The following is a 19913-nucleotide window of genomic DNA, read 5'->3' as shown; positions in this document are numbered from 1 at the left end:
CGAGCAGCCCGCGCTTGCGGGGCGGCGGGAAGGTTAGGCTAACCTTACTGCGTGGTCGATCTCCGAGCTGATGCCGTCACCGTGGCCTACCAGGGTGACGCGGTCGTGCACGGCGCGTCCCTGGAGCTCGTCGCCGGCCGCGTGACCGCCCTCGTCGGACCGAACGGGTCGGGCAAGTCCACCCTGCTGCGGACGATCGCACGACTGCAGTCGGCGCGGAGCGGCTCCGTGACGCTGCACGACGGCGCGACCGAGGCCGCCGTCGACTGCCTCGCGCTCTCGCCGAAGGCCTTCGCGCAGCGCGTCGCGCTCCTCACCCAGGGCCGGCCGACGCCCGGCGGCCTGCGCATCCGCGACGTCGTCGCGTTCGGCCGCCACCCCTACCGCTCGCGCTTCGGCGGGTCCGACCCCGACGGGGCGGCGGTCGTCGAGCACGCCCTCGACGTCACCGGCCTGCGCGACCTCGCCGACCGCCACGTCGACCAGCTCTCCGGCGGACAGCTGCAGCGCGTCTGGCTGGCGAGCTGCCTGGCGCAGGAGACCGGCGTCCTGCTGCTCGACGAGCCGACCACCTACCTCGACCTCCGCTACCAGGTGGAGCTCCTCGACCTGATCCGCGACCTGGCCGACGAGCGGCACATCGCCGTCGGCGTGGTCCTGCACGACCTCGACCAGGCCGCAGCCGTCGCTGACCGCGTCGTCCTGCTCGAGGCCGGGGTCGTCGTCGCCGAGGGCACCCCGGCGGAGGTCCTCACCTCCGACGGGCTGTCGGCCGTCTACGGCATCCGGATCGACGTCGACCACGACCCCTCCACCGGACGCCTGCGCACCCGCGCGGTCGGCCGGCACCACACCCGCACCGAAAGGCTCCACAGCAGCTCATGAAGCGCCTCCTCACCGCCACCGCCGTCGCCGTCTCCGTCGCGATCGGCCTGACCGCCTGCGGCGCGACCCAGGCTGCGACCGACCCGACCTCCGCGGCGTCGAAGATCACCGTCACCGACGCCACGGGCACGAAGGTGACGCTCGACGGCGCCGCGAAGAAGGTGGTCGGGACCGAGTGGAACGTCGTCGAGGACCTCGAGACCCTCGGTGTCGCACCGGCCGGGGTGGCCGACGTCAAGGGCTACTCGGCGTGGGACTCCGCCGTGCCGCTCACGGGTGACCCGGAGGACATCGGCACGCGCGGTGAGCCGAGCACGGACACCATCGCCTCGATCGCACCCGACCTCATCGTGGCGACGACCTCGCTGAAGTCCTCGGTCATCACGCAGCTCCGGAAGATCGCCCCGACGCTCGTGGTGGAGTCCGCCGAAGGCAAGGACCAGCTCGCGAACATGAAGAAGACGCTCGACCTCATCGCGACGGCGACCGGCACCACCGCGAAGGCGACGACGGTGTGGAAGGGGTTCGAGTCGAAGCTCGAGGACGCCAAGAAGAAGCTCGCCGACGCGGGCAAGGCCGACACGAAGGTGGCCTTCGCCGACGCGTACGTGCTCTCGAACCAGGTGACGATCCGTCCGTACACGAAGACCTCCGCGATCGGCGCCGTGAACACCGCGATCGGTCTCGAGAACGCGTGGACCATCACCGGCGACGCGGCGTACGGCCTCGGGTCGACCGACGTCGAGGGCCTCACCGCGCTGCCCGACGACACCACGTTCCTGTACATCGGCAACGACGTGGACGGTGACGACGTCTTCGCGAAGACCCTGGCGTCGAACGACGTGTGGAAGTCGCTGCCGTTCGTCGAGCGGGGCGCCGTCCACCGCCTGGACGACGGCATCTGGATGTTCGGCGGCCCCGGCTCGATGGAGGCCTACGTCGACGCCGCCGTCACCGCGGTCACGAAGTAGCGGGTGGTCGAGACCTCGGCGCCGGTCCGCGCCGTCCAGCGCGCCGGTCGTCCCGCAGGCGGCCCGACCCGGCGCGTCCCACTCGGTGTCGCGCTGCTGCTCGGCGGCCTCGTCGTCGTCGCGCTCCTCGCGGCGATCGACGTCACGCAGGGAACGGCGGACGTCGGGCCGGGTGCGCTGTGGAAGGCCGTCACGGGCAACGCCGACCGCGCAGACGCATCGGTCGTCGTGGCCTCCCGCCTGCCGCGGATGGTCGCGGGGCTCCTGGTCGGCGTGGCCCTCGGCGTGGCCGGCGCCGCGATGCAGGCCGTCACCCGGAACGTCCTCGCGTCCCCCGACACGCTGGCCGTCAACGCGGGCGCCTACCTCGCGCTCGGGCTCGGGTCCGTCTCCGGCATCGGGTTCGGCGTCCTGGCGCAGTCCGGCCTGGCGTTCCTCGGCGGCCTCGGCGCCGCGGCGGTCGTGCTCGCGCTCTCCGGGCTCGGCAGCGGGACCGTCCGGTTGGTCCTCGCCGGGTCGGCCCTGGCGCTCGGACTCGGTGCGGTGACGAACGCCCTCGTCCTGCTGTTCCCGCAGGAGACGCAGGGGATGTACGCGTGGAGCCAGGGCGGGATCGCGCAGAACGGCTTCGGCGGGCTCGTGCCCATGCTGCCGTTCCTGGCCGTCGGCGTCGCCGGCTTCGTCCTCGTGTCCCGCCGGGTGGACGCCCTGGCGCTCGGCGACGACACGGCGCGCGGACTCGGCGTCCCCGTGCACGGCACCCGCGTCGTCGCGATCGTGCTCGCCGTCGTGCTGTCGGCGGCGGCGGTCACCATCGCCGGCCCGATCGGCTTCGTCGGTCTCTCCGCCCCTGCGCTCGTCCGGCCGCTCGCCCGGCGCTTCCCGACCCTGCACCGGTCGTGGGCGGCGTTCCCGGTCGCCGGGCTCGTCGGCGCCGGCATCGTGCTCGCGTCCGACGTCCTGCTCCGGGCGGTGGTCCACGGCGACGCGGCGACCGCGGTGCCGACCGGCGTCGTGACGAGCGTCGTCGGTGCGGTCGTCCTGGTCGTGATGGCCCTCCGCACCCGCGACTCCGGTCAGTCCGGGCAGCTCGACGGCTCCCGCGTCCCCGGTCGGTGGACCGTGCCCGTCGTCATCGTGTCCCTCGTCGTGGTCCTGGTCGGGGTGGTCATCGCGTCGGTGCTGCTCGGCGACGCGAAGCTGCTCCTCGGCGACGTCACGAACTGGCTCACCGGGCGGGCGAACCAGGCGATCTCGTTCATCCTCGACACCCGGGTGCCACGGGTGTCGGCCGCGCTGCTGGCCGGAGCCGCCCTCGCGCTCGCCGGCACGGTCGTGCAGGCCGTCACACGGAACCCGCTGGCCGACCCCGGCGTGCTCGGGGTCTCGAGCGGCGCGGGCCTCGGCGCCGTCGTCGTCGTGACCGCGGTGCCCGTCGTCGGCACGTGGACCACGGCGGGCGGGGCGTTCCTCGGCGCCGCCGTCGCCGCCGCGGTCGTGTTCGGGCTCGCTGCCCGCGGCGGCTTCCGCCAGGACCGGCTGGTGCTCGTCGGCATCGGTGTCTCGTCCGGCCTCACCGCGATGATCAGCCTGGTCATCGTCCTGACGGACCCGTTCAACGCCACGAAGGCGCTGACGTGGCTCTCCGGATCGACCTACGGCCGCACCTGGGCGGACTGCCTGCCGGTCGCCGTCGTCCTCGTGGTGTCGCTCGTCGTCGTCGCCGTCCGCCGCCGGGAGCTCGACCTGGTCTCCCTCGACGAGGACACCCCGCGCCTGCTCGGCATCCGGCTGTCCCGCACCCGCTTCTGGTTCCTCGCGGTGTCGGTGCTGCTCACCGCGACGGCGATCGCCGCGGTCGGGACGATCGGCTTCGTGGGGCTCGTCGCACCGCACGCCGCCAGGGCTCTCGTCGGCCGGAAGCACGCCGCTGTGGTGCCGGTGGCCGTGCTGCTCGGCGCAGTGCTCGTCTGCGTCGGTGACGTCGTCGGGCGGACCGTCATCGCGCCGGCACAGCTCGGCGCGGGGATCCTCACCGCGGTCATCGGCACGCCGTACTTCATCTGGCTGCTCGTCCGCACCCCGCGCTGAGCGCCGCGGCGCCCCGAAACGCGAATGGTGCGAGGTTCCCCACCCCGTGCGGGCACAGAACCCAGCACGGCGAGTGGAACCTCGCACCATCGAGCGCCGCCGGCACGCAGCCGGCAAGCGCCGCCGGCACGCAGCCGGCGTGCGACCGCTACGGCGTCGGCATGCCGCCGTCGACGTGGAGCGTCTCCCCGACGACGTACGACGACTCGCCGCTCGCCAGGAACACGAACGCCGGCGCGAGCTCGGCGGGCTGGCCCCAGCGGCCCAGGTAGGTCTGCTCACCCGCGGACGGCAGCGCCTCCGGCGGCTGACCGCCAGCCGGCTGCAGCGGCGTCCAGATCGGCCCGGGCGCGACGGCGTTCACGCGGATGCCCTTCGGCGCGAGCTGCGCGGCGAGGCCCTTCGCGAGGTTGTTCACGGTGGCCTTCGTGGCCGCGTAGTGCACCAGGTGCGGCGACGGCGCGTAGGCCTGGATGGAGGTCGTGTTGATGATCGTCGAACCCGGCTTGAGGTGCGGGACGGCGGCCTTCGTGATGCGGAACGTCGCGTAGACGTTCGTCTTGAAGGTCTCGTCGAACTCGTCGTCGGAGATCTTCGTGATGTCGTCGACGTTCTGCTGCTTGCCGGCGTTGTTCACCAGGACGTCGAGTCCGCCGAGCTCCTGCACCGCGGTCGCGACGAGCTGCTCGCAGAACTCGAGCGACGTGATGTCGCCCGGGATCGCGACGGCCTTGCGACCGGCGGCCTCGATGAGCGAGACGATGCGGTCGGCGTCCTCCTGCTCCTCGGGGAGGTAGTTGATGGCGACGTCGGCACCCTCTCGGGCGAAGGCGATCGCGACAGCGGCTCCGATGCCGGAGTCCCCACCGGTGATGAGCGCCTTGCGGCCCTGGAGTCGGCCCGAGCCGCGGTAGGTGTCCTCACCGTGGTCGGCCGGGACGTTCTCCGCCATCTCGGCGTCCGTGCCGGCACCCTTGAGGTACTGCTCGTCGGGCGTCTTGTCGGCGTAGAGCTTCGTCGGGTCCTGCATCGTGTACTGGTCGATCTGCTGGTCCGTCATGCCGCTCACGCTACGCAGCGGGGCCGCCCCACCGCCCAGGAGGCTGTCCCCCGGTTGCGCACACCGGCCACGGTCCGTCAGGCGCGCGCCGTCACGAGCGGTCGCCGAGCGTCGTCCGTGGACCGCCGGCCCCGGCGGGTGCGTCCCCGGCACTGCCGCGCCCCGTCGTCAGCGCCGCCAGGAGGCGGACCTTCTCGGCGCTCTCGCTGTCGGTGTCCGGGTAGTACACGACGAACAGCAGCCCGTCGACCGGGAACTTCTCGCGGTGCATCCGCATGGTCCCCACCGAGGGGTGGTGGACGACGGTCGAGTTCCCCGTGAGCCGGCGGACGTCCTGACGAGCCCAGAGGGACCGGAACCGGGCGCTGGCCATCGACAGCTCCCCGACGATCTCGACCGCTCGGGCGTCGGTGACGTCGTCGCCGACCGTGTGCCGGAAGGACGCGACCGCATCGGCCGTCGCGGTCTCCCAGTCGTCGTGGAACTCGCGCTCCTGGGCGTCGAGGAGCAGGGAGCGCAACCGGTTCTCACCCGGGGTCAGGCGTGGCGAGAACGCCGTCGCGAGCGGGTTCACGGCCAGGACGTCGAAGTGGCGTCCCTCGACGAACGCCGGCACCTCGAGCGTGGCGAGCAGCTGGTGCAGGCGTGCCGGCACGCGTTCGGCCGAGTGCCGGCGTCGTGGCCGCGAGCGGGTCGCGCCGAGCCCGAGCAGGAACTCGGTCTCCACGTCGTCGAGCTGCAGCACCCGCGCCAGGGACTCCAGCACCTGCGCCGACGGGTTGCCGTCCCGCCCGCGTTCTAGGCGCAGGTAGTAGTCGAGGCTGATCCCGGCGAGCAGCGCGACCTCCTCGCGCCGGAGTCCGGTCACGCGTCGGTTCCCGCCGGGGGCGAGTCCGACCTGCTCCGGCGTGACGAGACCGCGCCGTGCGAGCAGGTACTCGCCGAGCCGGTTCGCCGTGGGTTCGTCCATGCCGCTCACGCTACTGAGCACTCCGGATGCCAGGGGTGCCCTGTCACTCCCCTGGACCACGGGGGACCTCCCGCGCTCGTGCTGACGCGCGCAGCATCGTCTCGTCCCACCACAGGAGCACCCACCACACGGGACCACCCACCAGAGGAGCACACCACCATGGACATCCACGACCGCACCGTCCTGATCGTCGGCGGCACGTCCGGCATCGGCCGCGGACTCGCAGGCCGGTTCGCCGACGCCCGCTCCACCGTCGTCGTCGGTGGCCGCGACACCAGCCGGGTCGACGACCTCGAGACCGTCTCCGTCGACGTCACCGACCCGGAGTCGGTCCTCCGTGCTCGCGACGAGGTGCTGGCGGCGCACCCCGACCTCGACCTCGTCGTGACGATGTCCGGCGTGATGCTGCTCGAGGACCTCCGCGACCCGGCGCACTCCGCGTCCACGGCGACCACGATCGACGTCAACCTGCTCGGCACGATCCGCGTGCTCGACGCCTTCACCCCGCACCTCGTCGCGCAGGGCCACGGGGACTTCATGACCGTGACCTCCGGCATCGCGTTCATGCCGTTCCCGCTCATGGCGTCCTACGGTGCCTCGAAGGCCGCGGTCCACGCCTACAGCGAGGCCCTCCGCGCCCAGCTCGCCGGCACGGGCGTCGGCGTCACCGAGCTCGTCCCACCGGCGGTCGCCACCGCCGGTCAGGAGCAGGTGAACCCGAACGCCCTGCCGCTCGACGCCTACCTCGACGAGGCCGTCGGGCTGCTCACGCAGACACCGACGCCGCACGAGGTCGTCGTCGAGCGCGCACAGGCACTGCGCTGGGCCGAGCGCGACGGCACGTACGCCGGACTGCTCGAACAGCGGTCGCAGTCGCTCGCCACCCTGCCCGGTCGCTGACGCGTCGAGCAGCGGTCACGCACGGGAGGCCCTGGTCACCCCCGGCGTTCGGCCTCTGTCCGGTGCGGGGCCAGGAACGCGTCGGTCTCGGTGCGGGTGGGCGCCGTCGCCGGCCCTGACCGCGTGACCGCGATCGCCGCGGCCGCGTTCGCGCGCCGGACCGCGCCGAGGATCCCTTCGCCACGGGCGAGCGCGGCGACGAGCACGCCACTGTGCGCGTCCCCGGCACCGTTCGTGTCGACGGCCGTCACCGGGAACCCCGGCATGAGGACGGGCCCGTCGGGCAGCGAGCGGTCGGCCACCCAGCACCCGGCACCGCCGTCGCGCACCAGCACCGTCCCTGGTGCTCCAGCGGCGATGGCGGTGACCGCCTGTCGGAGGTCGGCCGACCCCGGGGACAGCAGCCGAGCCTCCCGGGCGTTCGTGGACAGCACGTCCGCACGCGCCGTGACGGGGCCGAGCACCGCCGGGTCCAGCGTGTCGACGAGCGGCGACGGGTCGAAGACCACGCGCACCGAGGCAGGGACGGACCCGAGCCAGTCCGCGATCGCGCGCCCGTTCACGGGGTGTGCCATGCCGTAGCCGGAGACGAACAGCGTGTCGTCGTCGCGGAGCGTGACGCGGGCGAGCTCCTCGGCACCGAGCCGGCCCTCGGCGCCGACGCTCGTGACGAAGGTGCGCTCGGTGGAGGCGTCCACGAGCGCGACGCAGTACCCGCTGTCGACGTCGTCGAGGCCCGGTTGCAGGACCTCGACGTCGGCGTCGACGAGGGCGCGGCGGACGACGTCGCCGAACGGGCCGGTGCCGTACTGGCCGGCGAAGACGACCTGCATGCCGTCCCGGCGCGCGGCGACCATCGTGTTGAGCCCACCGCCGGCGGTGATGTCCGACGACGACGCGATGACGTCGCCGCCCGGCTCGGGCAGGGTGCCGATCCGCATCACGATGTCGACGATCACGTTGCCGACCGAGACGAGCCGGGGCATCAGGCGTGCTCGCGGACCGGCATCGGCGCGGACTCGTCCGCGGGCTCGTGCAGGACGCCCTTCGGGCCACCGCTGAATGCGTAGATCGCGGCGGCGACGATGAACGTGACGATCCAGCCGAGGCCGTTCGCACCGATCCACGTGGCGGAGAACGCCCCCACGAAGACCGGGTCCGCGTCGCCGACCTGTACGTTCGTGAACAGGAACCCGACGACGATCGCGACGGCCCAGGCGATGACGGCACGCCAGGCGATGCCGCCGGAGTACCAGTACCGGCCGCCTGCACGGAGGTCGAGCAGGGCCTCGGGGTCGTACCAGGTGCGCCGGACGATGTCGGCGATGAAGACGCCGAGCCAGGCGGTGATCGGGACGGCCAGCACCGAGATGAACGTGATGAACGGTGCGTAGAAGCCGTCGGCGACGAGCATGAAGTACATGGCGCCGAGCGTGGTCACGACGACGTCGACGGCCACGGCCCACACCCGGGGCACCTTGATGCCGAGGGTCAGCGTGGTGAGGCTCGCCGAGTACACGGACAGGTGGTTGGAGAGCAGGAGGCCACCGAACGCGGCGATCAGGTACGGCACGGCCATCCAGCCGGGCAGCAGGTCGCGGATCGCGGCCACCGGGTCGCCGGCCTGGGCGAGCGTCGGGTCGCCGGCGGACACGAGTGCGCCGAGCCCGACGAGCAGCACGAGCGGGATGCCGGCGCCGGCGGCGCTCGCGGCGACGAGCTTCGACGCACGGACGCTGCGCTTGGAGTACCGGGCGATGTCCGCGCCCGCGGTGGCCCAGCCGATGCCGGTGCCGGCGGCGATCGTGCCGATGCCGATCGCCATCGCGGCGAACGGCCCGGCGGGGGCGCTGCCGACGACCTGCCAGTCGACGCGGAGCACCAGGAACACGGCGACGAACAGGTTCAGCGCGCCGAACACCCACGTCGCCCACTTCTGCACGGCGACGATGAACGCGTGGCCGAGGCCGGAGATGAGCACGGTGGCGACGACGAACACCAGGATCGCGGCGATCGTCAGCAGCGGGGCGTGCTTGGCGTCGCCGTCCGTGCCGAACAGGATCGTGAAGAGCGACAGCAGCACGAACGCGGCCGTCGTCGTGTTCACCGTCTCCCAGCCGAGGCGCGAGAGCAGCGAGACGAACGTCGGGCCGATGTTCCCGCGCACGCCGAAGACCGCGCGGCTCAGGGTCAGCCCGGGCGCACCGCCGCGACGACCCGCGACCGAGATCACGCCGACGACGGCGAACGACCCGGCGGCACCGATCACGGCGACGAGCAGCGCCTGCCAGATGTTCAGGTGCTGGAAGGCCACCAGGGTCGCCCCGAGCGGCAGCCCGAGGATCGAGATGTTCGCGGCGAACCAGACCCAGAACAGCGCGCCGGCGTTCCCGGTGCGTTCGGCGGCGGGGACGGGCTCGATCCCGCGCTGTTCGATGCTGGTGAGCGTCCCGCTGGAGGGGGGAGCGGTGTCGGACATCATTCCTCTTACGTCGTCGGAAGGGCTTGCGAGGGGGTAGGGACCCGGTCGATGGCGTTGGGGGGACGCCACCGACCGGGGGCTTGGGGGGGTGGGCTGGGGGCTCTGGGGGCTTCGGGGCTACGCGGTGGGGCGCAGCGCGAGGAGCGGCGTCACGACGTCGGCGAAGCGCAGGTCGTTGACACGCTCGACCTGGTCGGGCGCGCCGTCCGGCCACGCGGACGGTCCGTGCACGGCGCCGAGCACCGCACCGGCCATCGCCGCGATCGTGTCCGTGTCGCCGCCCAGGCTGGCGGCGGTGCAGAGCGTCTCCCACGGGTCGAGGTCGAGCGACACGAGCGCGAGCGCCGCCACGACGGACTCCTGGCTCGCCACGCTGGTGCCGATGACGCCGTCCACGGTGCCGATGCGCTCGTCGGCCGGGATCGTCGGCAGGAACCCGCGCGCCCAGCTCGTCTTCGCCGCGATCGAGGCACCGGCGACCCAGTGGCCACGGCGCTCCCCGATCCGTGCGGCGGCGACCGCGACGTCGAGGGCCTCTGCCCGGGTCGCGCCGTCGATCCCGGCGCTCACCGCGGCGGCGACCGCGGCGGCACCGGCGATGCCGAGCCCGGTGTCGTGCGTGACCCGGCAGGCGTCCTGCACGGCGTCGACCAGGGCCTCGAGGTCGTCGGCTCGCGTGGTGATCCCGACCGGGGTGATCCGCATGGCGGCGCCGTTCGTGGTCCCGGTGGAGCCGGCCTCGGCCACGGGGACGCCGTCGAGGATGCGCTGCACGGCCGTCTTCGTGCTGGGGCCGAGCAGGTCGAGGGACCCCTTCGCCGCCATCTCCCGCTCCCAGGCGATCAGCGCCTCGGCGAACCGCGTCGGGTCGAGCCGCCCGCCGCCCTCGACGAGCAGCCGGGCGACGAGGACCGCCTGCTCGGTGTCGTCGGTCACGCTCGCGGCGGGCATGCCGTGCGCGATCCGCTGCCGGGGGCCGGCGTCGACGAAGCCCGTGATGCGCCCGTGGTCGGCGCGGATCTCGGCGAGGGACATCGACTGCGTGGGCATGCCGAGGGCGTCGCCGATCGCGAGGCCCTGGAAGGCGGCGAGCGCGTGGTCGTGGGGGGTCATCGGGTGGTGTCCTGTCGTGTCTTCGGGGCTGCGGACGGCTGGCCGAACCGCATGTGGATCCGGAACCGGTCGGGGTCGAGCAGGCTGTCGACGGCCTCGACGAACGCGCCCCCGGCCGACCTCGACACCCGTCGGCTGTGCAGGAAGGGCGTGCCGGCGTCGCGACCCAGCACGAGGGCCTCGGACTCGTCGAGCGGACGGACGTCGATCCACTGCTCGGCGCGGGCGGGGACGAGGCCGGCGGCGGCGATCGTGGCGCTGAGGGACCCGTCGACCAGGCCGTCCTCGACGGCTCGGTCCAGTCGGCCGACGCGTGGGACCAGGCTCCGCTCGTAGGAGACCGCCGGACCGTCGACGACCGACCGCACGCGGTCGACCGCGACCAGCTCGGGGTCGGCTCCGACGACGCTGGCGAGCTCCGGGTCGACGACCCGCTCGATCCGGAGCGTGACGGCCCGCACCTCGGCGCCGCTGCCGGCGATGGACCGCGCCCAGCCGGCACGCGGGTCGAGGGCTGCGCCGTCGAAGGTCACGACCGACCCGATGCCGCCGTGGGTGGCGATGTACTCGTCGTCGGCCAGGTCGGCGAGCGCCGCGCGGACGGTGCCTCGGCTGACCGAGAACCGCTCGGCCAGCTCGTGCTCACCCGGCAACCGCTCACCGGGGCCGTACTGACCGGTGCCGATCGCGTCGCGCAGGGCGTCGGCGACGAGGCGTCGCTTCGATGAGACGGGCATGGGGACAACGGTACATGTACAAGACCTGTCCAGTCCAGGAAGAGCCACTTCACGAGCGGTCGGGAGGCTCGTCCCGCCTCCGCCACGAAGGTCACGGTCCGGTGACGGCCCGGCTCCGATTCGGTAACACCCGTCGCGCAGTCGTCGCCCTGGTCGTACCGTCGACGGGTGACTCCTCGGACCCTGCTCGTGCTCGGCACCGCCGCGCTCGCCCTCGTGGCGGGCGTGACGTCGGCCGACCTCGCACGGGTGTCCGCCCCCGACGACCGTGCTGCCGCCGCCGAGCTCACGCCGTCGCCGAGCGCCACGTGGGTCCCCAGCAGCCGTCTCAAGCGGGTGGACGCCATCGAGCTCGACGCCGAGGCGATCACGCTCCGTGACGGCCGCCGGACCGTCGCGGTCGCCTCGATGCGAGACGCCGGCACGACGGTCCGGCTGCTCACGCGGCTGCTCGGCACACCGTCCCGCTCCCAGACCGCCGAGGGCGACGGTGGCCGCTGCTTCCCGGCCAGCACGACCTCCACGTGGGGCGGTGCCGTCCGCGTCGCCGCACTGGCCACGCCGTCACCGCTCGGCAACTCGGTGGAGGTCCGGGTCCTCCGCGACGAGGTCCGCACCCGCGCTGGCGACCTCGTGGAGCTCCGTGGCCCGCACGGCGTCCAGGTCGGCGACGACGCCGAGGACCGGATCCACGACACCGACGCCGACGCCCGCGAGTCACTCGGCTCCGACGACGCCGAGGCCTGGCAGGTCCTGCTCGAGGAGGGCTGGCACTCCGACCGCCGCGGTGCCGGCACGAACGGTGTCTCGGCACTCACCGACGGCACGACGGTCACGGTGATCGGCTCGCCGATGCCCGTGCACGCGACGCGGGGCTGCTGAGCCCACTGCCGCTCGGCGCAGGCCGAGGGGCGCGGGCCGTCAGGCGCAGGCCGTCAGGCCCGACCGTGGGTCACATGCGCAGGGTCGCGATGACCGGGAAGTGGTCGCTCGCGAACCAGGTCTCCGGCCCGTCGTGGTCGATGCGCACCCGGTCCACGCCGGCGACGTCCTTCGTCAGGACCCAGTCGATGCGCTCCCCGGAGTCCACCGGCGGCTCCCAGTCGTTGTAGGTCGCCGTCCGGTCGTCGGGGTCGCCCGCCACCGTCCAGGCGTCCGAGTACCCGGCGTCGGCGAACACGCGTGACGCGGTCCCCGTCCCGGCGGGCTCGTTGCAGTCCCCCGCGACGACGACGGGGCCGTTCACCCCGGCCAGACGTTCGACGATGAGGGCGGCGCTGCGGCCGCGGACCTCGTCGCCGTGCTGGTTCGGCTCGTGGTCGAGGTGCGTGGTCAGGAGCGTGAACGTCGGCCCCTCGGCGTCGAGGAAGCGCACGTGGTTGGCGATGCGCGGGTAGACGCTGCCCCAGGTGTTCGACGCCGGCTCGTCCGGGGTGTCGGAGAGCCAGAAGGAGCCGTCCTCGTCCGGGCGGAACCGGCTCGTGCGGAAGAAGACGGCCGCGTGCTCACCGCCCGTGCCGCCCTCGCGGCCTTGCCCGATGGCGGTGTACCCGGGCAGTCCCTGCCGCAGGTCGTCCATCTGGTGGTCGAAGGCCTCCTGCACGCACAGCAGGTCGGGGTCGTTGCGCCGGATCACGTCCAGCACCACGGGGACCCGGGCCGGCCAGTTCCGCGCCGGGTCGGGGTTCTTCACGTTGTAGGTCATCAGGGTGATCGGGCGGCCTGCGGTGTCCACCCGTCGACCGTACCCGTCAGTTGATGCAGACGCCGTCCTTGCCGTAGCTCTTGACGTCGGTCGACGACGGAGCGGGCTCGGAGGACTCCGACTGGGCGGGAGCCGGCTCGGCATCGGGCGCCGCACTGGCTGCGGGAGCCGGTGCCGCGGCGACCGGCTGCACGGTCTTGCCGTCCGTGCCGAGGACGAGCTGGACGCCGGTGACCGTCGTGGAGCGCACGGCGACCGCCCCGGGCACCACCGCGGCGACGGCCTTCGCCTGGGCCTCCATGCCCGCCGGGTACCGCACCAGGGTCGTCTTCGTGGTGTCCGACGAGCCCGGGGCCCCGACCTGGAAGCCGCGCGCGCTCAGCACGCCGCCGGCGTTCGTGGCCGCACCGGTGGTCCCGCTGCCGTTCAGCACGGTGACCGTCGTGGACGCGGGCTGCGCGGCGGCCGCCTTGGTGTAGGCCTCCGGCTCACCGACGAGGCCCTGCACGAACGCGGGGAGCCCGACGGTGTCCACCTCGACGATGGAGACGGCGTAGCCGTTCGGGTAGATGGTCGGGGTGCCGAGGGTCGGGATCGTGGCGGACTGGATGTTCGCCGGCCGCAGGTTCCGCAGCTGCGACGCCAGCGAGATGAGGTCGGTGTCCGTCTGGATGGAGCCCCCGACGGCACCGAGGATGTTCCCCATCTTCACCGGGTTGAGCAGGGTGCCGGCGGAGAGGACCTTGCGGGCCTCCTGGGACAGGAAGTACTGCTGACGGACGCTGCGGTCGAGGTCGCCGTTCGGCAGGCCCTTGCGCTGCCGGACGAAGGACAGTGCCTGCTTGGCGTCGAGCGTGGACAGACCCGCTGGCAGGTCGACGCCGGAGTCCTTGTCCTTCGCCGCCTGGTTCAGGCAGACCTGTACCGGGCCGAGTTCCTTGACCACCTGGTAGAAGCCGAGCAGCGAGACCCGGACGTAGTGGTCGATGGTCAGGCCGCTGAGGTCCTGGATCGTCTGGATGAGCAGCTTCGCCCCGCCGGTGTCGCCGCCGCCGTTGAGCGTGCCGTAGTGGAACGCGCTGTTGAGCTTGCCCTTGCCAACGCCCGGGATGTCGACCCACGAGTCCCGCGGGAAGGACATCATCGTCGCCTGCGTGCCGTCGGCGTTGATGTGCAGGACGATCATCGTGTCGGTGTTGGTCGCACCGCCGTCCGACTCCGTGCTGAGCTCCGCCATCTGCTCGGGCGTCGCGTTGTCGGGACGGTGGTCGTCGCCGACGAGCAGGATGTTCTGCGCGGTGCCGTCCACGTCGTCCTTGGCAGGCGTGTTGCCGGCGATCGCGTCGATCCGGGTCACGCCGCCCGACAGGCGGTTGTAGGCGTACGCCGCGTACCCGCCGCTGAGCAGCAGCGCCATGGTCAGCACGCCTGCGACGGCGGGGAAGACCACTCCTGCGCCACGCTTCTGGCGGCCGTGGCGGGGCGGCACGGCGCCACCACGGCGGCGCACGGTCGTCTCTCGGGGTTCGCTCGTCACTGCAGCACGATAACCGGTGACCGTGCGACGAGTGTGGGATCCGCCTGCGAACCACTCAGGCGCGGGTCCGGCGTCGGGTCGGTCAGCCGCGCGTCGGGAGCAGGTGCACGGCCTCCATGGCGAGCTCCGCTGCGATCGGGTCCTTCGCGCTCACCGCGGCCTTGAGCTTCGCCAGCTCAGGCAGGATGACCTCGGCCGGCACCAGGTCGGCGAGCTCGGGCACGCGCAGCTTGAACGCGAGCCCGTCCGTCGTGGACCGGCAGAGCTGCGCGAGCGACGGGTTGCCGCAGGCGTCGGCCCACATCGCGTAGATGTCCGTGCCGTTCTGGGCGACCGCGCCGATCTCGTCCCTGCTGATCCGCGTGGTCACGTCGTCGAGCATCCCGACGATCTTCTTCCGCTCGGAGTCGGTGAAGCGCGGCACCGCCAGGCGGACCACACCGCCGTAGATGACGCCGAGCGTCCGGTAGGCGTCGAGCAGCTCGGCGGAGGTGGGTGCTGCGACCCGGGTGTAGCGGTTCGGCGCCATCTCGATCAACCCGGCGCGTGCCAGCTCGGCGAGTGCTTCGCGGATGGGGGTGCGGGAGACGCCGAGCCAGGCGATCAGGTCGTCGTCGTTGAGCCGCTCCCCCGGCTCGAGCGTGCCGTCCATGATCGCGTCGCGGATCTTGTCCTGCACGGTGTCTCGGAGGAGCTTGCGCTCGGCTGCTGGCTGCGTCGAGGGAACTGGCATGGTCTCAGCGTGTCACATGTCACCCGGTCGGCGCGAGAGGCGCGATGGCCACCACGCGTGCCGACCGAGGTCGTGGACGATCGCCGGCACGAGCAGCGACCGGACCACCACGGTGTCGAGCAGGACGCCGAACGCGACCACGAACGCGATCTGCACGAGGAACAGGATCGGGATCACCCCGAGGGCGGCGAAGGTGGCGGCGAGCACCACCCCGGCCGAGGTGATGACACCGCCGGTGACGCCGAGCCCCCGCAGGACGCCTTCCCGCGGGCCGACGCGCAGGGACTCCTCGCGGACCCGGGTCATGAGGAAGATGTTGTAGTCCACCCCGAGCGCCACCAGGAAGACGAACGAGTACAGCGGCACGGCCGGGTCGGCCCCCGGGAAGTGGAAGACGTGGTCGAACACGAGCGCGCCGACCCCGAGCGCCGCGGCGAAGGACACGATCACGCTGCCGATGAGCACGAGCGGGGCCACCACGCTCCGGAGCAGCAGCATCAGGATGAGCAGGATCACGACCAGGACGACGGGGATGATCAACGTACGGTCACGGATGCCGGTGTCGTTCGTGTCGATCGCCGTCGCCGTCACGCCCCCGACGAGCGCTCCCGGGTCCGCCCGTTCGACCTCGGTGCGGAGGTCGCGGACGGTCTGCTCGGCGGCCGGGGAGTCCGCTGCGTCCGACAGCGTCGCCTGCAGGAGCACCTGCCCGTCGGACACCGTCGGCCGGGCATCGGCACCCGGCACCCCGGCGCCCTGGGTCCCCTGGGCCCCGTCGCCCACCGGCACCGTGCCCGTCGGCGAGTCCTTCGCGACCGCGACCACGTCGTCGACCCCGCGCACGCCCGCGACGGCCGTGGCGAGCGCGTCGAGCCGGTCCGCGTCGCCGAGCACCTGCGCCGGGCTGCCGGACCCCGCGGGGAAGTGGTCCGCGAGCACGGCCTGACCGTCGCGCGCCTGGGACTGCCCGATCACCAGGTCGCTCTGCGGGACCCCGTCGGCCCGGAGTCCGATCAGGCCGGCCCCCATCACCAACAGCCCGACCGTGCAGACGACCCACACGACCCGCGAGCGTCGTGCGACGAGGCGGCCGACCCGAGCCCAGAGCCCGCGGGCGTCGGGCCCGGTGACGACGGGGTGCTCGCTGCCGTACGCCGGTCGGAGCGGCCAGAACGCGGCCCGGCGGAACACGAGCAGGAGCGCCGGCAGCAGCGTCAGTGCGGCGAGCACGCTGAAGGCGACGCCGATCGCGGCGACCGGTCCGAGCGCCTTGTTCGAGTTGAGGTCGGACAGCAGCAGGCAGAGCACACCCACGATGACGGTGCCGCCGGACGCCAGGACCGGCTCGAGGCTGCCGCGGAGCGCTGCCTTCGTCGCGTCCCACCCGGTGCTGTGGTCGCGGAGGGCCTCCCGGTACCGGGACGTGTAGAGGAGCGCGTAGTCCGTCGCAGCGCCGATGACGAGGATCGACAGGATGCCCTGCACCTGCCCGTTGACCGTGACGACGTCGGCCTTCGCGAGCGCCCACACGACGAGGATCGACGCGGTCAGGGCGAACGTCGCCGTCCCGAGCACCAGGAAGGGCAGGAGCGGTGAGCGGTAGACGACGACCAGGATCACGAACACGGCGGCCAGTGCGACGCCGAGCAGGATGCCGTCGATGCCGGCGAAGGCCTCGGTGAGGTCGGCGGTGAAAACGGCAGGACCGGTCACGTACCCGCGCAGGCCGTCGGGCAGCGCGTCGTCCACGGTGGTCCGGATCGCCGTGACCGCGGTCCCCGTGTCGGCCGCGCTCGTCAGCGTCGCGACGATCTCGACGGCGTCCCCGTCCCTGCTCGGGATCGGTGGGCTGACCGCGTCGACGTCGGAGCGGTCGGCGAGGCGGTCGACCAGGGTCGTCGCGGCGGCGGAGTCACCGTCCCGCAGCCCGCCGTCGCGCTCGAGCACGATGACCGCGGGGGCTCCGGTCTCGTCGCGGAAGGCCGCGGCGCGTTCCTGCACCGCCGTCGCGTCCGCCGATGCCGGCAGGAACGAGGTCTGGTCGTTCGTGGAGACCTCGGAGACGCGGCCGAAGAAGGGGCCGCCGATCGCGGCCACGACGAGCCAGACGACGATCACGACTGCGGGGACCACGATGCGGAGGAAGCGGGACACGTCGGTGAGCGTACACGGATCGTCAGCATGCTGACTACTTGAGGGACGGCCCGGAACACCGACCGCGCGACCGTAGACTCCCCCCATGGACGACGCCCCCGCCGAGTGGCCCCTCGGGCGGCTGCTCGCCGCGGCAGCGCGGTCGGTCGAACGGGACTGGGACGAACGACTCCGGGCGATCGGCCTGCAGCACGCGGCGCTGATCGCGATCGACATCCTGATCCGGACCGGCCCCACCGGCGCCGACACCCTCGCCCGTGCAGCGCGGGTCCAGCCCCAGACGATGTCGCGCACCCTGGAACGGCTCGAGCGCGACGGGATGGTCGAGCGCACCGAGCACCCGGACGACCGGCGTCGTCGGGTGGTGACGGTGACGGACCACGGCCGCGCGATGTGGGACACCGCCAGGCACATCGAACGCGAGGTCCTGCCCGACGACCCGCAGCTCCGAGAAGCACTCGGGCGGATCCTCCACAGGTCCTGACCACATCACCGTTGAAATACCACATGCGATAGACTGGACTGAGTCGGCGCCAGGGCCGGCCCGAACCCAGGAGTCCGCATGTCCGGCCGCCGTTCCGCACGACCTGCCCGCCGTCGCCGTCCGTTCCTCGTCGCGCTCGTCGCCACGGTCGGGTCCCTCGTCGGGATCGCGGGCGTGATCGCCGTCGTCGCGAGCCTCTTCATCGGCGGCCTCGCCAGGAGCTACGACCGCGAGACCGAGACCATCACCGACGCCTTCCCCGGCGGCGCGCGCCCGGCCGCCACCGCGGGCGCGGAGAACGTCCTGCTCATCGGGTCCGACTCCCGCGCGGGTTCCGGAGCGGACGACGACGGGGCGCAGGGCGGTCGCTCCGACACGCTGATGCTCGCCCACGTGCCGGCGGACCGGAAGGCCGTGTACCTGATGTCGATCATGCGCGACTCGTGGGTCGACGTCCCCGGCCACGGCACGGCGAAGATCAACGCCGCCTACTCCTGGGGCGGGATCCCCCTCACGGTGCAGACCGTCGAGCAGCTCCTCGACATCCGGATCGACCACGTCGCCGAGATCGACTTCGCCGGGTTCCGGGGGATGACGGACGCGCTCGGGGGCGTCACCGTCGACTCCCCGCAGGCCTTCACGACCCGCGGACCGGACGCGCACCAGATCGTCGCCGGCCCGAACCACCTCGACGGCGAACAGGCACTGGCGTTCGTCCGGACGCGGTACGCCTTCGCAGATGCCGACCACACCCGGGTGCGCAACCAGCAGGCGTTCATGCGCGGCATCGTCGACGGGCTCCTGTCGAAGGACACCGCGACGAACCCGGGGCGGATCCAGGACTTCGTCAGCGCGACGAGCAAGTACCTGGCAGTCGACCCCGGCCTGACGTTCCGCACGCTGGTCGACCTCGGCTGGTCCCTGCGCGACGTCCGCGCCGACGACCTCCACACGTTCACGATGCCGACCGCCGGCGGCGGGACCTCGCCCGACGGCCAGTCCTACGTCACCGTCAACACCGGCGCCGTGCAGTCGCTGAGCGCGTCGCTGCGGTCCGACGACCTCGAACGCTGGCTCGCGAGCAACCCGCACGACTGACCGAGCGGACGACGAACGCCCCACGACTCACAGGAGTCGTGGGGCGTTCGTCATGGTCGATCGACCGGGATCAGGCCGGGAGCTGCAGGGTCTGCCCCGCGTAGATCAGGTTCGCGTCGTTGATCGTCGTCGTGTTGGCGGCCCAGAGCTGCATCCAGCCACCGTCGACACCGAGCTTCGTCGCGATGGTGTCGAGCGTGTCGCCCGACGCCACCGTGTAGGTCTTGCCACTGGTCTTCACCGCGGCGGGCTTCGACGGGCCAGCCGGAGCAGCCGTCGGTGCCGGCGCGGTCGCCTTCGGGGCGACCTGCTTCGCGGGCGCCGGAGCCGTGGCTGCCGGTGCGGCCGGGGCGGCAGCAGCAGGAGCCGGCGCGGGAGCCGCCTGCTGCGGGATGGCCGCCGGCGAAGCACCGGTGGTGCCGCTCAGCCCGAGCTTCGCCGAGCATGCGGGCCATGCGCCCCAGCCCTGCGACGCGAGGACGTGCTCCGCGACGGCGATCTGCGTCTCGCGGCTGGCGCTCGCCGGGCTGCCGACGCCGCCGTTCGCGGCCCAGGTGCCCTGCGTGAACTGCAGACCGCCGGAGTAGCCGTTGCCGGTGTTGATGGCCCAGTTGCCACCGGACTCGCACTGGGCGAGGGCGTCCCATGTGGAACCGGCAGCGGCGTTCGCGGGGGCCGAGAGCCCGACGCCCGCCGCAGCGATCCCAGCGAAGGCGAGACCACCGAGGACGGCGCGGGTACGGGTTTGCTTCTTCATCTGTTGCTCCACCGGGGCCGCTCGTCGGATCACGACACCCACTGCCCACCCCGACCGATCGCGGTCTGTTGAGGTGTCACCGGGGGCAGTGGTACGCGCCGGTGTCACGGTCGGCAACCATAGGAAGATCCCTGCCGTTATCAAACTGAGACCAAGCGTTCCACCCCGGGTGGATGCGCACTCCGCCGATTTCCTGTAAGCGTCGATCCCCATGCGCGCGCCGATCGCGCGGGGCG

The 19913-nt window shown here is 72.7% G+C and carries 18 protein-coding genes; 7 read left to right on the top strand and 11 right to left on the bottom strand.

Annotated elements, in window-relative coordinates; all coding sequences use genetic code 11:
• The first annotated feature begins 51 nt into the window (after positions 1-51).
• The 3 genes from ITJ54_RS15490 to ITJ54_RS15480 are packed head-to-tail and all read left to right on the top strand — an operon-like array spanning position 52 to position 3947.
• Complete coding sequence (locus ITJ54_RS15490; RefSeq protein WP_194629766.1) at positions 52-885, top strand: ABC transporter ATP-binding protein; 834 nt, start codon at positions 52-54, stop codon at positions 883-885.
• Positions 882-1856 carry an iron-siderophore ABC transporter substrate-binding protein gene (locus ITJ54_RS15485; RefSeq protein WP_194629764.1) on the top strand — a complete coding sequence of 325 codons (975 nt, stop codon included), beginning with the start codon at positions 882-884 and terminating at the stop codon, positions 1854-1856. Before ITJ54_RS15490 ends, ITJ54_RS15485 begins: the two co-directional genes overlap by 4 nt.
• 3 nt (positions 1857-1859) lie before the next feature.
• Positions 1860-3947, top strand: coding sequence for an iron ABC transporter permease (locus ITJ54_RS15480; protein ID WP_194629762.1), 2088 nt, complete (start codon positions 1860-1862; stop codon positions 3945-3947).
• Positions 3948-4095: 148 nt separating this feature from the next.
• Here ITJ54_RS15480 and ITJ54_RS15475 read toward each other — a convergent pair whose 3' ends face one another.
• Positions 4096-5007 carry an SDR family oxidoreductase gene (locus tag ITJ54_RS15475; protein ID WP_194629761.1) on the bottom strand — a complete coding sequence of 304 codons (912 nt, stop codon included), beginning with the start codon at positions 5005-5007 and terminating at the stop codon, positions 4096-4098.
• Between the two features lie 91 nt (positions 5008-5098).
• Positions 5099-5977, bottom strand: coding sequence for a helix-turn-helix domain-containing protein (locus tag ITJ54_RS15470; RefSeq protein ID WP_194629760.1), 879 nt, complete (start codon positions 5975-5977; stop codon positions 5099-5101).
• A gap of 159 nt (positions 5978-6136) precedes the next feature.
• Between ITJ54_RS15470 and ITJ54_RS15465 the strand changes: the two genes are divergently transcribed.
• Positions 6137-6877, top strand: a complete 741-nt coding sequence (locus ITJ54_RS15465; protein WP_194629759.1) for an SDR family oxidoreductase — start codon at positions 6137-6139, stop codon at positions 6875-6877.
• Positions 6878-6912: 35 nt separating this feature from the next.
• Here ITJ54_RS15465 and ITJ54_RS15460 read toward each other — a convergent pair whose 3' ends face one another.
• From ITJ54_RS15460 to ITJ54_RS15445, 4 genes are all read right to left on the bottom strand, one after another.
• Positions 6913-7863, bottom strand: coding sequence for a PfkB family carbohydrate kinase (locus ITJ54_RS15460; RefSeq protein WP_194629758.1), 951 nt, complete (start codon positions 7861-7863; stop codon positions 6913-6915).
• Positions 7863-9356 (bottom strand): purine-cytosine permease family protein, encoded by a 1494-nt coding sequence (locus ITJ54_RS15455; protein ID WP_228509492.1) that lies wholly within the window; start codon positions 9354-9356, stop codon positions 7863-7865. Before ITJ54_RS15455 ends, ITJ54_RS15460 begins: the two co-directional genes overlap by 1 nt.
• Positions 9357-9476: 120 nt before the next feature.
• Positions 9477-10472: an ADP-ribosylglycohydrolase family protein gene (locus tag ITJ54_RS15450; protein ID WP_194629756.1), complete on the bottom strand. Its 996-nt coding sequence runs from the start codon at positions 10470-10472 to the stop codon at positions 9477-9479.
• Positions 10469-11209, bottom strand: a complete 741-nt coding sequence (locus ITJ54_RS15445) for a GntR family transcriptional regulator (protein ID WP_194629754.1) — start codon at positions 11207-11209, stop codon at positions 10469-10471. The genes ITJ54_RS15450 and ITJ54_RS15445 overlap by 4 nt, the downstream gene beginning before the upstream one ends.
• 168 nt (positions 11210-11377) lie before the next feature.
• Here ITJ54_RS15445 and ITJ54_RS15440 point away from each other — a divergent pair, with 168 nt between their 5' ends.
• On the top strand, positions 11378-12091 hold the full coding sequence (locus ITJ54_RS15440; protein ID WP_194629752.1) for a hypothetical protein: 714 nt from the start codon (positions 11378-11380) through the stop codon (positions 12089-12091).
• 70 nt (positions 12092-12161) lie between these two features.
• Here the strand turns inward: ITJ54_RS15440 and ITJ54_RS15435 are convergent, their stop codons facing one another.
• From ITJ54_RS15435 to ITJ54_RS18160, 4 genes are all read right to left on the bottom strand, one after another.
• On the bottom strand, positions 12162-12944 hold the full coding sequence (locus ITJ54_RS15435) for an endonuclease/exonuclease/phosphatase family protein (protein ID WP_194629751.1): 783 nt from the start codon (positions 12942-12944) through the stop codon (positions 12162-12164).
• Between the two features lie 16 nt (positions 12945-12960).
• Positions 12961-14451: an LCP family protein gene (locus ITJ54_RS15430; RefSeq protein WP_194629750.1), complete on the bottom strand. Its 1491-nt coding sequence runs from the start codon at positions 14449-14451 to the stop codon at positions 12961-12963.
• Between the two features lie 82 nt (positions 14452-14533).
• Positions 14534-15184, bottom strand: a complete 651-nt coding sequence (locus ITJ54_RS15425) for a GntR family transcriptional regulator (RefSeq protein ID WP_194629749.1) — start codon at positions 15182-15184, stop codon at positions 14534-14536.
• A gap of 12 nt (positions 15185-15196) precedes the next feature.
• Positions 15197-17338: an MMPL family transporter gene (locus ITJ54_RS18160; protein WP_323741753.1), complete on the bottom strand. Its 2142-nt coding sequence runs from the start codon at positions 17336-17338 to the stop codon at positions 15197-15199.
• Positions 17339-17423: 85 nt separating this feature from the next.
• On the opposite strand from ITJ54_RS18160, the gene ITJ54_RS15415 reads away from it, so the two are divergent.
• The gene (locus ITJ54_RS15415) at positions 17424-17822 is read left to right on the top strand and encodes a MarR family winged helix-turn-helix transcriptional regulator (RefSeq protein ID WP_194629747.1); all 399 of its coding nucleotides are present in this window, start codon (positions 17424-17426) and stop codon (positions 17820-17822) included.
• Between the two features lie 78 nt (positions 17823-17900).
• Positions 17901-18920 (top strand): LCP family protein, encoded by a 1020-nt coding sequence (locus tag ITJ54_RS15410; protein WP_194629746.1) that lies wholly within the window; start codon positions 17901-17903, stop codon positions 18918-18920.
• Positions 18921-18990: 70 nt separating this feature from the next.
• On the opposite strand, the gene ITJ54_RS15405 is transcribed toward ITJ54_RS15410, so the two are convergent.
• Entirely contained in the window at positions 18991-19677 is a 687-nt protein-coding gene (locus tag ITJ54_RS15405) for a transglycosylase family protein (RefSeq protein WP_194629744.1), read from the bottom strand.
• Positions 19678-19913: the final 236 nt, after the last annotated feature.

Origin of the sequence: Curtobacterium sp. VKM Ac-2865 (assembly GCF_015350905.1) — a bacterium.
Lineage (GTDB): Bacteria > Actinomycetota > Actinomycetes > Actinomycetales > Microbacteriaceae > Curtobacterium.
This window is presented reverse-complemented; position numbering and strand designations above follow the sequence as displayed.

What these genes read in the sequence shown, in the direction of transcription:
- ITJ54_RS15425 (WP_194629749.1), bottom strand. Translation starts at nt 15,184, where the DNA reads ATGCCAGTTCCCTCGACGCAGCCAGCAGCCGAGCGCAAGCTCCTCCGA.
- ITJ54_RS15460 (WP_194629758.1), bottom strand. Translation starts at nt 7,863, where the DNA reads ATGCCCCGGCTCGTCTCGGTCGGCAACGTGATCGTCGACATCGTGATG.
- ITJ54_RS15465 (WP_194629759.1), top strand. Translation starts at nt 6,137, where the DNA reads ATGGACATCCACGACCGCACCGTCCTGATCGTCGGCGGCACGTCCGGC.
- ITJ54_RS15455 (WP_228509492.1), bottom strand. Translation starts at nt 9,356, where the DNA reads ATGTCCGACACCGCTCCCCCCTCCAGCGGGACGCTCACCAGCATCGAA.
- ITJ54_RS15485 (WP_194629764.1), top strand. Translation starts at nt 882, where the DNA reads ATGAAGCGCCTCCTCACCGCCACCGCCGTCGCCGTCTCCGTCGCGATC.
- ITJ54_RS15445 (WP_194629754.1), bottom strand. Translation starts at nt 11,209, where the DNA reads ATGCCCGTCTCATCGAAGCGACGCCTCGTCGCCGACGCCCTGCGCGAC.
- ITJ54_RS15405 (WP_194629744.1), bottom strand. Translation starts at nt 19,677, where the DNA reads ATGAAGAAGCAAACCCGTACCCGCGCCGTCCTCGGTGGTCTCGCCTTC.
- ITJ54_RS15475 (WP_194629761.1), bottom strand. Translation starts at nt 5,007, where the DNA reads ATGACGGACCAGCAGATCGACCAGTACACGATGCAGGACCCGACGAAG.
- ITJ54_RS15470 (WP_194629760.1), bottom strand. Translation starts at nt 5,977, where the DNA reads ATGGACGAACCCACGGCGAACCGGCTCGGCGAGTACCTGCTCGCACGG.
- ITJ54_RS15410 (WP_194629746.1), top strand. Translation starts at nt 17,901, where the DNA reads ATGTCCGGCCGCCGTTCCGCACGACCTGCCCGCCGTCGCCGTCCGTTC.
- ITJ54_RS15415 (WP_194629747.1), top strand. Translation starts at nt 17,424, where the DNA reads ATGGACGACGCCCCCGCCGAGTGGCCCCTCGGGCGGCTGCTCGCCGCG.
- ITJ54_RS15450 (WP_194629756.1), bottom strand. Translation starts at nt 10,472, where the DNA reads ATGACCCCCCACGACCACGCGCTCGCCGCCTTCCAGGGCCTCGCGATC.